Annotated in this window: 14 protein-coding genes; all 14 read left to right on the top strand. The window is 63.6% G+C overall.

Annotated elements, in window-relative coordinates; genetic code table 11:
* Positions 1 to 69 precede the first annotated feature (69 nt).
* The 14 genes from AB7783_RS03995 (at position 70) to AB7783_RS03930 (ending at position 12,158) form a co-directional block, all read left to right on the top strand.
* The gene (locus AB7783_RS03995; protein ID WP_089267001.1) at positions 70 to 477 is read left to right on the top strand and encodes a DUF4332 domain-containing protein; all 408 of its coding nucleotides are present in this window, start codon (positions 70 to 72) and stop codon (positions 475 to 477) included.
* Between the two features lie 187 nt (positions 478 to 664).
* The gene (gene folP, locus AB7783_RS03990) at positions 665 to 1,510 is read left to right on the top strand and encodes a dihydropteroate synthase (RefSeq protein ID WP_441276906.1); all 846 of its coding nucleotides are present in this window, start codon (positions 665 to 667) and stop codon (positions 1,508 to 1,510) included.
* Positions 1,507 to 1,872, top strand: a complete 366-nt coding sequence (gene folB, locus AB7783_RS03985; RefSeq protein ID WP_089266999.1) for a dihydroneopterin aldolase — start codon at positions 1,507 to 1,509, stop codon at positions 1,870 to 1,872. The genes folP and folB overlap by 4 nt, the downstream gene beginning before the upstream one ends.
* A 3-nt stretch (positions 1,873 to 1,875) precedes the next feature.
* Positions 1,876 to 2,367: a 2-amino-4-hydroxy-6-hydroxymethyldihydropteridine diphosphokinase gene (gene folK, locus AB7783_RS03980; protein ID WP_441276905.1), complete on the top strand. Its 492-nt coding sequence runs from the start codon at positions 1,876 to 1,878 to the stop codon at positions 2,365 to 2,367.
* Positions 2,368 to 2,627: 260 nt separating this feature from the next.
* Positions 2,628 to 4,499 carry a methylmalonyl-CoA mutase family protein gene (locus tag AB7783_RS03975; RefSeq protein ID WP_441276904.1) on the top strand — a complete coding sequence of 624 codons (1,872 nt, stop codon included), beginning with the start codon at positions 2,628 to 2,630 and terminating at the stop codon, positions 4,497 to 4,499.
* 11 nt (positions 4,500 to 4,510) lie between these two features.
* A complete protein-coding gene (locus AB7783_RS03970; protein ID WP_093759041.1) occupies positions 4,511 to 4,978 on the top strand; it encodes a GFA family protein in 468 nt (155 codons plus the stop codon).
* Between the two features lie 29 nt (positions 4,979 to 5,007).
* Positions 5,008 to 5,181 carry a hypothetical protein gene (locus tag AB7783_RS03965; RefSeq protein ID WP_170849709.1) on the top strand — a complete coding sequence of 58 codons (174 nt, stop codon included), beginning with the start codon at positions 5,008 to 5,010 and terminating at the stop codon, positions 5,179 to 5,181.
* A complete protein-coding gene (scpA, locus tag AB7783_RS03960; protein WP_320443706.1) occupies positions 5,178 to 7,331 on the top strand; it encodes a methylmalonyl-CoA mutase in 2,154 nt (717 codons plus the stop codon). Before AB7783_RS03965 ends, scpA begins: the two co-directional genes overlap by 4 nt.
* A gap of 43 nt (positions 7,332 to 7,374) precedes the next feature.
* Positions 7,375 to 7,731, top strand: a complete 357-nt coding sequence (locus AB7783_RS03955; protein WP_441276903.1) for a HepT-like ribonuclease domain-containing protein — start codon at positions 7,375 to 7,377, stop codon at positions 7,729 to 7,731.
* Positions 7,728 to 8,534 (top strand): DUF3298 domain-containing protein, encoded by an 807-nt coding sequence (locus AB7783_RS03950; protein ID WP_441276902.1) that lies wholly within the window; start codon positions 7,728 to 7,730, stop codon positions 8,532 to 8,534. The genes AB7783_RS03955 and AB7783_RS03950 overlap by 4 nt, the downstream gene beginning before the upstream one ends.
* Positions 8,531 to 9,514 carry a methylmalonyl Co-A mutase-associated GTPase MeaB gene (gene meaB, locus AB7783_RS03945; protein ID WP_441276901.1) on the top strand — a complete coding sequence of 328 codons (984 nt, stop codon included), beginning with the start codon at positions 8,531 to 8,533 and terminating at the stop codon, positions 9,512 to 9,514. The genes AB7783_RS03950 and meaB overlap by 4 nt, the downstream gene beginning before the upstream one ends.
* Before the next feature lie 200 nt (positions 9,515 to 9,714).
* Positions 9,715 to 10,380 carry a pyroglutamyl-peptidase I family protein gene (locus AB7783_RS03940; protein WP_441276900.1) on the top strand — a complete coding sequence of 222 codons (666 nt, stop codon included), beginning with the start codon at positions 9,715 to 9,717 and terminating at the stop codon, positions 10,378 to 10,380.
* A gap of 153 nt (positions 10,381 to 10,533) precedes the next feature.
* Positions 10,534 to 11,787: a multidrug effflux MFS transporter gene (locus AB7783_RS03935; RefSeq protein WP_441229218.1), complete on the top strand. Its 1,254-nt coding sequence runs from the start codon at positions 10,534 to 10,536 to the stop codon at positions 11,785 to 11,787.
* Positions 11,788 to 11,900: 113 nt separating this feature from the next.
* Entirely contained in the window at positions 11,901 to 12,158 is a 258-nt protein-coding gene (locus AB7783_RS03930) for a hypothetical protein (RefSeq protein WP_089267288.1), read from the top strand.
* Positions 12,159 to 12,745: the final 587 nt, after the last annotated feature.

The raw sequence follows: 12,745 nt of genomic DNA, 5'->3' as shown, positions 1-12,745 counted from the left end.
TGTTACGTCAGCAGCCGCGCGTAAGCGTCCAGCATCTTCATACGTCCGATCTTCATACGTCTGAGTACCATGACATATCCCATCTCCAAGATTGACGGTTTGACGGCCTTCGCCGCAACCAAACTGAAAAAGGCAGGCATCCGCACCATGGAAGGGCTGCTGGACGCCGCTCACTCCGCGAAGTGCCGCAAGGAACTCGCTGCCAAGACCGGGTTCAGCGAACAGCAACTGCTCGAATGGGCGAACCTCGCCGACTACCTGCGCATCCCCGGCATGGGCAAGGCCAAGGCCGAACTGCTCCGCGCCTCCGGCGTCAACACGGTACGCGAATTGACCCACCGCAACCCGTCCCGCCTGGCTCAGGCGATGCGCGAGGCCAACGACAAGCGCAAGCTGGTGCGGGTGATGCCCTCGGAGAAATCGGTCGGCGACCTGATCGAAAAGGCGCGCCAGCTGCCGCTGAAGATTTCGTATTGAGCCTCTCGTCATTCCGGGGCACGCGCAGCGCTAGCGGAGCGTGAACCCGGAATCCCGAGATGGCTGAAACGCCGGATCGCTTCACACTGCAAGATTCCGGGTTCGCCTGCGGCTCACGCCGCATGCGCCCCGGAATGACGTTTTGATCCATCTTGACTCCCTCCCCCTGACCGCGCAAAGCGACCTCATGATCGCGCGTCCGACAACGTCTGCTCCGACGGTCCACCCGGTGCTGGCCGCGCTGCTGGCATCGCCGGTGCCTGCCGTGATGGGCATCCTGAACGTCACCCCGGATTCCTTCTCCGATGGCGGCCAGTTCGATGCCCCCGAGCGTGCGCTGGCGCAGGCCAGGCGAATGATCGCCGAGGGCGCGGGGATCATCGACATCGGCGCCGAGTCCACGCGCCCCTATGGATCCCGGCCGGTCACTGCCGATGAAGAATGGGCGCGGCTCGTGCCGGTGCTGGCCGACGTCATCGCGCTCGGCACGCCGGTATCGATCGACAGCATGAAGGCGTCCGTCGTCGCCAAAGCGCTCGCCGCCGGCGTCGCCATCGCCAATGACATCTGGGGCCTGCAGCGCGATCCCGACATGGCACGCGTCATCGCCGAGCACAGCGCGCCTGTCGTCGTCATGCATAACCGTGAGACCGTCGATGGCAGCATCGATATCGTCGCCGACATGAAAAGCTTTTTCGCGCGCTCGCTGGAGATCGCCGCCCGGGCCGGCATCCCTGCGGGCCACATCGTACTCGACCCCGGCATCGGCTTCGGCAAGACGCCTGAGCAGAGCATGATTGCGCTGGCGCGGTTCGACGCGCTGACCAGCTTCGGCCTGCCGGTGCTGATCGCCGCCTCGCGCAAGAAATTCATATCGACCGTCGTGCCGTCGGAGCCGCAGCAGCGCATCGGCGGATCGCTCGCCGCGCATCTGCTCGCGGTGCGGCACGGCGCCAAAATCGTCCGCGCCCATGACGTCGCGGAAACCGTTCAGGCCCTGCGCGTCACCGCAGCCATCGAGGACTTAAGATGACCGACATGATCTTCATCAAGGGCGTATCCGTGCATGCCCATCACGGCGTGCTCGATTACGAAGGCGTCGTCGGGCAGCGCTTCGTCATCGATCTCGAACTCGATGCCGATATCGACCTTGCCTCGCGCACCGACCGCCTCGCCGATACCGTGTCCTATGCCAATGTCGTCGCCACCGCGATCGCTGCTTTCAAAGACACCAATTACAAGCTGCTAGAACGCGCCGCCGGTGCGGTGGCCGATGCGGTGCTCGCGGATTTTCCGCGCATCAGCTCGGTCAAGGTCACCGTGCACAAGCCGCACGCGCCGATCGCCGCGATCTTCGACGATGTCGGCGTGGTACTGCGCAGATCGCGGGCGTAACCGATGGCCAGCGTCCTCATCGCGCTCGGCGGCAATGTCGGCGATGTCCGCATGACCTTCCGCAAGGCGATCGGCAATATCTGCGGCATGACGCAGGCCGCGTTGATCGAACGCTCGGCAGACTACAGCACGCCGCCAGTGGGCGATGTGCCGCAGGACCACTTCGTCAATGCGGCAATCGAGATCGAGACCGAACTCGATCCGCACGCGCTGTTGTTCACGCTGCACAGGATCGAACACAAGTTCGGCCGCAACCGCGTTGCCGAGGGGCACTGGGGTCCGCGACCGCTCGATCTCGACATGATCGCCTATGACGACGTCGTCATCGCCAAGCCGGAACTGCACCTGCCACATCCCCGCGCCACGGAACGCGCCTTCGTCCTGGTGCCGCTGGCCGAGATCGCCCCGGACCGGGTGATATCAGGCAAGACCGTTGCCGAGCATCTGAAGACCCTCTCAACCGACGGCATCGAGAAGCTGCCGGATCTGGATTGAGCGCCAACACGCCGGAACTATCCTCACAAGATCACTCGCAGATCCCACGGCGCGACCAGCTCCGACCAGATTGGTTTGGCTCTGTGCCCCGCCCCTCACCCGTCGTCGCTGCGCGACGCCGCCCTCTCCCCGCATTGCGGGGAGAGGGAAGAAAGCGCCAATTCCGCGCATCCCCATGCTCGAACAGCCATTGGCAACCCCTTCTCGGCATGGCATTTTCCGGCTCAACCACGAAGCAATACCGGGAGTGAAGTTCCTCAATGTCGACTGCGACTGATGACCTGCGGCTGGCCGCCGATTTTGCGCCTGCGAGTTACGATGACTGGCGCAAGCTCGTCGATGGCGTGCTGAAAGGCGCGCCGTTCGAGAAGCTGATCAGCAAGACCTATGACGGCGTCAAGATCCAGCCGATCTATCCGCGTGCCCATGATGCTGCCCCGATCGCCGGCCGGCCGCCCGCGGCGCCCTGGCAGATCATGCAGCGGATCGACCACCCGGATGCCGCGAAATCGAACAAGCAGGCGCTGCACGATCTCGAAAACGGCGCCACTGGTCTCACGTTGGTGTTCGAAGGTGCCAATGGCGCGCGGGGGTTCGGCCTCGTCGCCTCGCCCGACACCATCGAGACGCTGTTCGACGGCATCTATCTCGACGCCGGGATCGGCATCGAACTCCATGCCGGCCCGCAGTCGCGCATGGCCGTGACGCATCTGGCCGATTACATCAAGACGAAGGGCATCGATCCCGCCACATGCGATATCCGCTTTGGTCTCGATCCCATCGGCGCCACCGCCGTATGGGGCACCAGCGCTTATAACTGGTGGGAGATGGCGCCGGCCGTCACCGACACCATCAAGAAGCTCGCCGCGCAAGGCTTCAAGGGCCCGTTCGCCGTCGCCGACGGCCGCATCATCCACGATGCCGGCGGCTCCGAAGTGCAGGAACTGTCCTACGTTCTGGCGGTGATGGTGTCCTATCTGCGCGCGATGGAAGACCATAATATTCCGCTCGAGGCGGCCCGCAGCATGGTCTATGCGCGTCTCGCGGCCGATGCCGATCAGTTTCTCACCATGGCGAAATTCCGCGCGCTGCGCCTGCTTTGGGGGCGCGTGGAGGAAAGCTGCGGCCTGACACCGAAGCCACTGTTCATCGCCGCCGACACCGCATGGCGCATGCTCACGCAGCGCGATCCCTATGTGAACATGTTGCGCGCCACCATGGCGACTTTCGCGGCTGGCCTCGGCGGCGCCAACTCCATCTGCGTGCTGCCGCATACGCTGGCGCTCGGCCTGCCCGATGGCTTTGCGCGCCGTGCTGCGCGCAACACCCAACTGGTGCTGCTGGAAGAGTCCAATCTCGCCAAGGTCACCGATCCCGCCGCCGGTGCCGGCGGCATCGAGACGCTGACGCGCGAACTGTGCGACGCCGCATGGGCGCAGTTCCAGGACATCGAAAAAGCCGGCGGCGCCTTCCCGGCGCTTGGCAACAATGTGATCCAGCCGAAGGTCGCCGCGACCCGTGCCGCCCGTCAGGCCAGCGTGGCCAAGCGCCGCGAAGTGCTCACCGGCGCCAGCGAATTCCCGAACCTGCATGAGGGCCGCGCCAGTGTGCTGAAGGTCAAGCCGATCCCCGGCAAGCCCTATGGCAAGGACAAGATCAAGTTCAACCCGCTGGAACCGATCCGGCTGGCCTCGCCCTTCGAGGTGCTGCGCGACAAGTCGGATCACCTGCTGGCACGCAAGGGTGCCCGTCCGAAGGTCTTCCTGGCCAATCTCGGCACGCCCGCCGATTTCACGGCACGCGCGACCTTCGCCAAGAGCTTTTTCGAGACCGGCGGCATCGAAGCCCTCGACAGCGACGGTTTCTCCGATCCGGCCGTACTCGCCAAGGCCTGGAAGGCCTCCGGCGCCGCGCTGGTATGTATCTGCTCGTCCGACAAGCTCTATGCCGGCCAGGCCGCGCCCGCAGCAAAGGCGCTTCAGGCCGCCGGCGCGAAGCATATCTATCTGGCAGGCCGCCCCGGCGACCTCGAGGCGCCCTTGCGCCACGCAGGCGTTAGGGATTTTATCATTGCCGGCGGCGATGCGCTGGCGATGCTGGTGCAGGCCCATAATCTACTAAATTCGGCCTGATGGAGTAAGCCATGACGGCAACGGCGAGCAAACCCGCGCTGACCGGCGGCTGCCAATGCGGCGCGATCCGCTTTGCGCTGTCGGCTGCGCCGACCCGGGTCAGCATCTGCCATTGCCGCATGTGCCAGAAGGCCACCGGTGCGCCCTTCGCCTCGCTCGCCGATATCCCGAACGAGAATTTTGCGTGGACCCGCGGCAAGCCGGCGGCGTTCAAGTCATCGTCGATCGCGGAACGCGACTTCTGCGCCAAATGCGGCACGCCGCTGAGCTACCGCGCGATCGGCGGCCCCAAGATCGAGATCATGACCGGCGCCTTCGACCGCCCGGACCGCGTGGTGCCGACGCAGCAATTCGGCACGGAGTCACGCCTGGGCTGGGTCGGCAACGTGTCGAACCTGCCGAGCAAGACGACGATGCAGAATTTCGGACCGGAGAAATGCGCGGAAGTGTTCAGCTATCAGCATCCGGATCATGATTGAGATAGCGTGTTTCAACAAGGATCGCGCGCATGGGCAGTTTGCTATTCGACTTGCTGATGTGGCCGATCGCCAAGGTGCTTGAAAAAGTGTTTGACGTGGTACTCTGGCGGAAAACTGAAACGCCCCCGTCAGACGACCCGACCTACAAGAAGAACGTTCAGAGACTCATCGAACGCAATCGAGAATTCGAGAAACGACCATGACCAAGATTCCTGACTTTACCAACATCGCTTTCTCGCCCATTGCCGCCGGCGCGCCGTCGCAGGGCGAGCCGTGGCTGACGCCGGAAGGCATTCTGGTGAAGCCAGGTTATGGCGAGGATGACGTCAAGGGCATCGATTTCCTCGATACCTATCCCGGCATCGCGCCATTCCTGCGCGGCCCCTACCCGACCATGTATGTCAACCAGCCCTGGACGATCCGGCAATATGCCGGGTTCTCCACCGCGGAAGATTCCAACGCCTTCTATCGCCGTAATCTCGCCGCCGGCCAGAAGGGCCTCTCGGTCGCGTTCGATCTCGCCACCCATCGCGGCTATGACAGCGATCATCCGCGCGTGTCGGGCGACGTCGGCATGGCCGGCGTTGCGATCGATTCCATCTACGACATGCGCACGCTGTTCGCCGGCATTCCGCTCGACCAGATGAGCGTGTCGATGACCATGAACGGCGCGGTGCTGCCGATCCTCGCGCTCTATGTCGCCGCCGCCGAAGAACAGGGCGTGCCGCCGGAAAAACTGACCGGCACCATTCAGAATGACATTCTGAAAGAGTTCATGGTGCGCAACACCTATATCTACCCGCCGACGCCCTCGATGCGGATCATCTCCGACATCTTCGCCTACACCTCACAGAAGATGCCCAAGTACAATTCGATTTCGATCTCCGGCTATCACATGCAGGAAGCCGGCGCGACGCAGGATCTCGAACTCGCCTATACGCTGGCCGACGGCGTCGAATATCTCCGTGCCGGTCTCGCCGCAGGTATCGACGTCGACCGCTTTGCGCCGCGGCTGTCGTTCTTCTGGGCGATCGGCATGAACTTCTTCATGGAAGTCGCCAAGATGCGCGCCGCGCGGCTGCTGTGGGCCAAGCTCCTGACGCAGTTCAATCCGAAGGACCCGAAATCGCTTTCGCTGCGCACCCATTGCCAGACCTCGGGCTGGTCGCTGACCGCGCAGGACGTCTACAACAACGTGATGCGCACCACCATCGAGGCGATGGCGGCGACACAGGGCCACACCCAGTCGCTGCACACCAACGCGCTCGACGAAGCATTGGCGCTGCCGACCGACTTCTCCGCGCGCATCGCCCGCAACACGCAGCTGTTCCTGCAGCAGGAAACCGGCACCAACCGCATCATCGATCCATGGGGCGGCTCCTATTATGTCGAGCGCCTGACCCACGATCTCGCCACCAAGGCCTGGGCGCATATCCAGGAAGTAGAAGAGCTCGGCGGCATGGCCAAGGCCATCGAGGCCGGCGTGCCCAAGCTGCGCATCGAAGAAGCCTCGGCCAAGACCCAGGCCCGCATCGATGCCGGCCGCCAGGCGGTGATCGGCGTCAACAAGTACAAGCCGGAGAATGAAGAAGCGCTCGACGTGCTCAAGGTGGAAAACTCCACCGTGCGCCGGCTGCAGATCGACAAATTGAAGAGGCTTCGTGGCGAGCGCAGCCAGGCCGACGTCGATGCCGCGCTGGCGGCGCTGACGCGCTCGGCCAAGGACGGCAACGGCAACCTGCTGGCGCTGGCCATCGACGCGGCGCGGGCCAAGGCCACCGTCGGCGAAATTTCGGACGCGATGGAGAAAGTGTTCGGCCGCCACCGCGCCGAGATCAAATCCATCACCGGTGTCTACAAGCGCGAGGCGTCCACCATGAACGACAAGGTCCAGAAGGTTCAGGCGCTGATCGACGCCTTCGAGGACGCCGAGGGCCGCCGCCCGCGTATTCTCGTCGCGAAAATCGGCCAGGACGGCCACGACCGCGGCCAGAAGGTGATCGCGTCCGCTTTCGCAGACGTCGGTTTCGACGTCGATATCGGGCCGCTATTCGCCACCGCCGATGAAGCCGCCCGGCAGGCCGTCGAAAACGACGTGCACATCCTCGGCCTGTCGTCGCTGGCCGCAGCCCATCTGACCGCGGTGCCCGAACTCAAGGCCGCGCTCAAGAAGCAGGGCCGCGAGGACATCATGATCATCATCGGCGGGGTCGTCCCCCCGCAGGATTACGACGAACTCTACAAGGCCGGCGCCGAGGCGATCTTCCCGCCCGGCACGGTGATCTCCGAGGCCGCCGAAGAGCTGATCCACAAGCTCAATGCGCGGCTGGGCCACAGCGAGGCAGCGGAGTAATCAAGACCACAATCAACCAATCGGGTGCCTGATGAGCTGGTCCATGGAAACTGGCACAATTCCGCCACCGTCCGTTGCAGAGCGTTTCTCGCATATCTACGAGAAAATTGCGCTGGTCGAAGAAGCTATCGCTGGTCGCACGTCGGCAGACCTCGCCAAGGACATGAGGACTTGCGTGGCCATGGAGCGGTTTTTCGAGATTATCGGAATTGCTTCGGATCACATCCCGAATGAGATAAAGAAGCGCGAAGCTGAAGTAGACTGGACAGCGGTTGCCGAGATGAGTGATCGTCTCGGCAACGTCGCAATCAGAGTTGGGCCAGACACTCTTCTACATTGGGCTCACGATTTGATGCCTCCTCTCGAACGGTGCGCCGCGCGGCTCAGGTCTCCAGAATGAAACTTGCTTATATCCGTAATACTTCTCGTCTCGCAGGCTTGGCCTGTGCCTTCCTAATCACTTCCATAGCGATCTCCCTCGCCGCCGAGCCAAAGCCCGACATCCAGCTCAAGGCCAAATACACCGAGGTCGCCGTCTTCTTCGATGCCGCGATCAAGTCCGATGCGCCGCTGCTGAAATATCTCACATCCGCCAGCAATGGCTGGGCTGCGAAGACGCTGAAGGAACTGGCCGAGCAGCGCAAGGACATGCGCGATCTGCCTGCCGATATCCGCAACCGGCCCTGGGAATCGGAGCGCAGCTATACGCAGAGCTCGCTCGTCTCCAGCCGCTATGTCAGCATCATCCGCGCGGACTACAACTACACCGGCGGCGCGCATCCCAATCGTGCCAACGACACGCTGCTGTGGGACAGACAGGCCGGCAAGATGATCAGCATCCGCCCTTTCTTCACCGAGCTCGCCGATGGCGGGCCGGCGATGACGGCGATCCGCGATGCGGTCGTCGCCGATCTGAAACTCGAGAAGAAAAAACGCGACAACGACAATCCCGACATGAGCCTGGTCGAGGCGCTGGAGCCGAAGCTGCTCAAGATCGGGCCGGTATCGCTGACGCCATCGACATCGGCCGGCAAGAGCTCCGGTCTCAGCTTCCATTACGGCCCCTATGCGGTCGGATCCTATGCCGAAGGCGACTACGACGCCTTCGTGCCGTGGGAGACACTCAAGCCCTATCTGTCCGCCGAGGGCAGCGCGATCTTCGCCGGCGAGCGGCCGAAGGACGACGACAAGGGGCCGCAGTGACGAAAGCCCCCATCGACATCGACGCGCTCGCCAAAGACCTCCGCGCCGGCAGCCGCGCCGCGCTGGCGCGGGCGATCACGCTGGTGGAAAGCCGCCGCGCCGATCATCAGGCCGCCGCGCGCGAACTCGTGCAGGCACTGCTGCCCGCCACAGGCAAAGCGTTTCGCGTTGGGATCACCGGCTCGCCCGGCGTCGGCAAGTCGACCACCATCGATGTGCTCGGCATGTATCTGATCGAGCGCGGCCACAAGGTCGCGGTGCTGGCCGTCGATCCCTCCTCGGCGCGCACCGGCGGCTCGATCCTCGGCGACAAGACGCGGATGAACGATCTGTCGGCTCATCCGAACGCCTTCATCCGCCCCTCGCCGTCCTCCGGCACGCTCGGCGGCGTCGCGGCGAAAACCCGCGAGGCCATGTTACTTTGTGAAGCCGCCGGCTTCGACGTGGTGCTGGTGGAAACCGTCGGCATCGGCCAGTCGGAAACCGCGGTCTGCGACATGACCGACTTCTTTCTGGCGCTGATGCTGCCCGGCGGCGGCGACGAGTTGCAGGGCATCAAGAAAGGCCTGATCGAACTCGCCGACATGATCGCCATCAACAAGGCCGACGGCGACAATCTCAAGCGCGCCAATATCACCGCCGGGGATTATCGCGGCGCGCTGCATATCCTGGCGCCGCGGTCGGAGCACTGGCATCCGCCAGTCGTGACCTATTCGGCGCTGACCAAGACGGGTATCGCCGAACTCTGGGACAAGGTCGTCTCACATCGCACGGCGATGAATGCGTCCGGCGATTTCGCCGGCCGCCGCCGCGAGCAGCAGGTGAAATGGATGTGGACCATGCTGGAGGATCGGTTGAAGGCGCGGCTGCGCAGCGATCCCGGCATTCGCAGCAAGGTCAAACAAGTCGAACGCGACGTCGCCGACGGCACGATGACGCCGGCCGTCGCGGCGGAAGCGATCGTGGAGTTGTTGAGGTAGCGCGCCCTAACCTCTCCCCGCTTGCGGGGAGAGGTCGGCTGGCGGAGCGCAGCGAAGCCAGACGGGTGAGGGGGACTATCCACTCGCTCCGAGTTCGTGGAGAGTCCCCCTCACCCGCCTTCCACATGCTTCGCATGTTACAGGCGACCTCTCCCCGCAAGCGGGGAGAGGTTAGCGCGCCGTCGCGATCATGGAGGCGAATGTTGAACCGTCCCGGTACATCCCCCCGCATCCTCATCACCGGCTTCGGCCCGTTCCCCGGCGCGCCGTTCAATCCAACGCAGGCGCTGGTGCGGAAACTCGCAACGCTGCGCCGTCCCGCTTTCGCCGACGTCACCCGCATCGCGCATATTTTCGACGTCACCTATGCCACCGTCGATCGCGACCTGCCCGAGCTGATCGCACGCCATCGTCCGGATGCGCTGCTGATGTTCGGCCTCGCCGCGCGCACGCCCTATATCCGGATCGAGACGCGCGCCCGCAACGCGGTGTCGATGCTGTGGCCCGATGCCGGCCACACAACGGTGCGCCGCGCCTGCATCGTGCCTGGCGCCAACGCGCAAAACTTCGGCCCGCACACGGCGCGCCTGTTCCGGGCCGCCCTCGCCAGCGGCGCCGATGTGCGCCCCTCACGCGATGCCGGCCGCTATCTCTGCAATTATCTGTCCTGGCGCGGCATCGAGGCCTCCCGCACCCCCGGCGGCCCGCACCTCGCGGCCTTCGTCCATGTGCCGCTGGCACAAGACACCGCGTCGCGTCGCATGACCTCCGATGAGCTTACCGATACCGGTGAAGCGATCCTGCTGGAGATGCTCCGCATGACCCGGGTCAAGCTGCGTGACGCAGCCCGGAATTCCGGGGTGTGAGGCCGTCGAGACGGCGCCCCCGGTTATTCTCTGAACATTAATTCATAAGTTGGGGAAATTCCGCCGGTTTCCGCGACGCAGCCATGCCGAAAGTCAACTTGTGCATCGCAACATGAAGACCCTAATGGCGGGAATGCTTTCAGGGACAGCTTTGTGACCGACATCAACGCCGACGCCCCCCTCGCGGTGTCATCGACCCATAGCCCAATGAAATTTGGCGAATTCGTCGTCGTGATCGCTTCGATCATGGCGCTGAATCCGCTTGCCATGGACATCATGCTGCCGGCGCTGCCGCATATCGGTGCGGCCTTCAAGGTCCCTGATGCCAACCACCTTCAGACCGTCCTCTCGGTCTTCCTGCTCGGCTTCGGCGTGGCCCAATTCGCCATGGGCCCGCTGTCGGACCGCTACGGTCGGCGCCCCATCCTGCTCGGCGGAATGGCCGTCTATTGCGCCGCGAGCGTGCTCGCGCTGTTCGCACCGTCGTTCGAAATCCTACTGCTTGCCCGCCTGCTGCAGGGCGTCGGCACCGCGGCGACGCGCGTGATCGCGGTGTCGATCGTCCGGGACTGCTATGCCGGCGGTCGCATGGCCAGCGTCATGTCACTGGCCATCATGGTTTTCATTTCCGTGCCGGTCATCGCCCCGTCTTTCGGGCAGGCCCTAATGGTGTTCACGGAATGGCGGGGCATCTTTGTCGTGCTGATGCTATACGGCCTTCTGACGCTGGCATGGAGTGCCTGGCGAATGCCGGAGACGCTGCCGGTCGCCAAACGCCGCTCGCTCGCCATTCGTGATGTGCTCTATGCCTATCGGCAAACCGTCAGCCATCGGCAGACGCTCGGTTACGGCCTCGCTGCCGGCATCCTGCAGGGCGCACTGTTCGCCTTCGTGTTTACGTCGCAGCAGGTGTTCACCGAGATTTTCCATCTTGGGCCATATTTCCCGCTTGCCTTTGCTTCCATCGCTTTCGGCGTCGCTGCGGCCAGCTTCTTCAACTCGCGCGTAGTCCATCGCCTTGGCATGCGCGCACTCTCCCACGGCGCCCTGCTCGGTTTCGTCACTGCTGGCGCGGCGATGTTATTGGCCGTGGCGATGGGTTTCATGCCGCTATGGTTGTTCATCGCGCTGTCGATGCTCATGATGTTTGCCTTCGGCCTGATGTTCTCGAATTTCACCGCACTGGCGATGGAGCCGCAGGGCCACATCGCCGGCACGGCCTCCTCTCTCTACGGGACGCTGACCACGCTGCTGGGTATCGCCATCGGCACGGTTATCGGCCAGCACTATGACGGCACTCTGCTGCCGTTCGCGACCGGCCTTTTTCTTTGCACCCTCACTGCATTCGCGGTGATCCTCGTGGTGGAAAAGGGCCGCCTGTTCAAGTCTCACAAGATGGTGAGCTGAACGCTCTCGCGACGCAGCCGAATGGCCGCCGCGCAATTTTGAAATGTCTGGGAATACGTCGGGGCGAACCCGACGCCGCCATGAACGTTATCAATTTTTACCGGAGCAATCCGATGCCCTATGCACTGTTCTGTGACGACGCGAAACTGAGTAAAGCCTATCCGACCGAAGCCGACGTGTGGAAACTTGCCGCCGAGAGCGGCCTTGTCACCGATGTCGAAGCCAAGAATTCGAAGCCGACACCGCGCCGCGTGCTCGACAACGACTACGAGATCCGTCCCTGCCAGGCGGAGCCCGGTGAATGCCCGGAAAAGAACGAACGCGACGCCCAGGCCGAGAAGGATTTCCAGCTCGCGCTGACGGGACGATAGCGCCCGGGGCCCTCGGGCGCCCCAGCGAAGCGACGTTCGACATTAAGCGCCTGCGCGCTCCGCCGTTGGCATTCTCCCCACCACACGTCGTCATTCCGGGGCGCGCGTCGCCGGCGAAGCCGGCAGAGCGAGAACCCGGAATCTCGAAGTGTTGCTGAACAGGTCGGGATTCCCCGCCACTCCAATTGGAGTGGCTGAGGTTCGCCTGCGCGAAGGCGCGCAGCCGCCCCGGAATGGCTTGGGGCGATACGGCACGGGAACATTTTTTCCTATTTTCTCTTGACAACATCCTCGTCAGGTTTATATTCCCCTGTGTCCTGCCCCACCGAGAGGGGCGATCGCGATCGTCACGTTCGCGGGGTGGGATGCGGTGGACGCCGGAGATGCGGCGTTACGCGGTTTGGGGGTGACGTCTGTCTTCGGGCAGGACGGATCTGCGCCAGCACTGCCACTGGCAAGGAGACGGCCGACCTTGAGATGGAAAGATCCCTGGACAGTGTGACGGACGACCAAATCGAAACGCGTTCGGCCAAGTGCTTTGCGGCTACCCTGTCCCTCCGCCCTGGGACATTAATTTTGGCGATGGG

Origin of the sequence: Tardiphaga sp. 172_B4_N1_3 (assembly GCF_052076035.1) — a bacterium.
Taxonomy (GTDB): Bacteria; Pseudomonadota; Alphaproteobacteria; order Rhizobiales; family Xanthobacteraceae; genus Tardiphaga; species Tardiphaga robiniae.
This window is presented reverse-complemented; position numbering and strand designations above follow the sequence as displayed.

Coding starts and splice junctions, on each gene's coding strand:
- AB7783_RS03995 (WP_089267001.1), top strand. CDS start 70: ATGACATATCCCATCTCCAAGATTGACGGTTTGACGGCCTTCGCCGCA.
- folP (WP_441276906.1), top strand. CDS start 665: ATGATCGCGCGTCCGACAACGTCTGCTCCGACGGTCCACCCGGTGCTG.
- folB (WP_089266999.1), top strand. CDS start 1,507: ATGACCGACATGATCTTCATCAAGGGCGTATCCGTGCATGCCCATCAC.
- folK (WP_441276905.1), top strand. CDS start 1,876: ATGGCCAGCGTCCTCATCGCGCTCGGCGGCAATGTCGGCGATGTCCGC.
- AB7783_RS03975 (WP_441276904.1), top strand. CDS start 2,628: ATGTCGACTGCGACTGATGACCTGCGGCTGGCCGCCGATTTTGCGCCT.
- AB7783_RS03970 (WP_093759041.1), top strand. CDS start 4,511: ATGACGGCAACGGCGAGCAAACCCGCGCTGACCGGCGGCTGCCAATGC.
- AB7783_RS03965 (WP_170849709.1), top strand. CDS start 5,008: ATGGGCAGTTTGCTATTCGACTTGCTGATGTGGCCGATCGCCAAGGTG.
- scpA (WP_320443706.1), top strand. CDS start 5,178: ATGACCAAGATTCCTGACTTTACCAACATCGCTTTCTCGCCCATTGCC.
- AB7783_RS03955 (WP_441276903.1), top strand. CDS start 7,375: ATGGAAACTGGCACAATTCCGCCACCGTCCGTTGCAGAGCGTTTCTCG.
- AB7783_RS03950 (WP_441276902.1), top strand. CDS start 7,728: ATGAAACTTGCTTATATCCGTAATACTTCTCGTCTCGCAGGCTTGGCC.
- AB7783_RS03940 (WP_441276900.1), top strand. CDS start 9,715: ATGTTGAACCGTCCCGGTACATCCCCCCGCATCCTCATCACCGGCTTC.
- AB7783_RS03930 (WP_089267288.1), top strand. CDS start 11,901: ATGCCCTATGCACTGTTCTGTGACGACGCGAAACTGAGTAAAGCCTAT.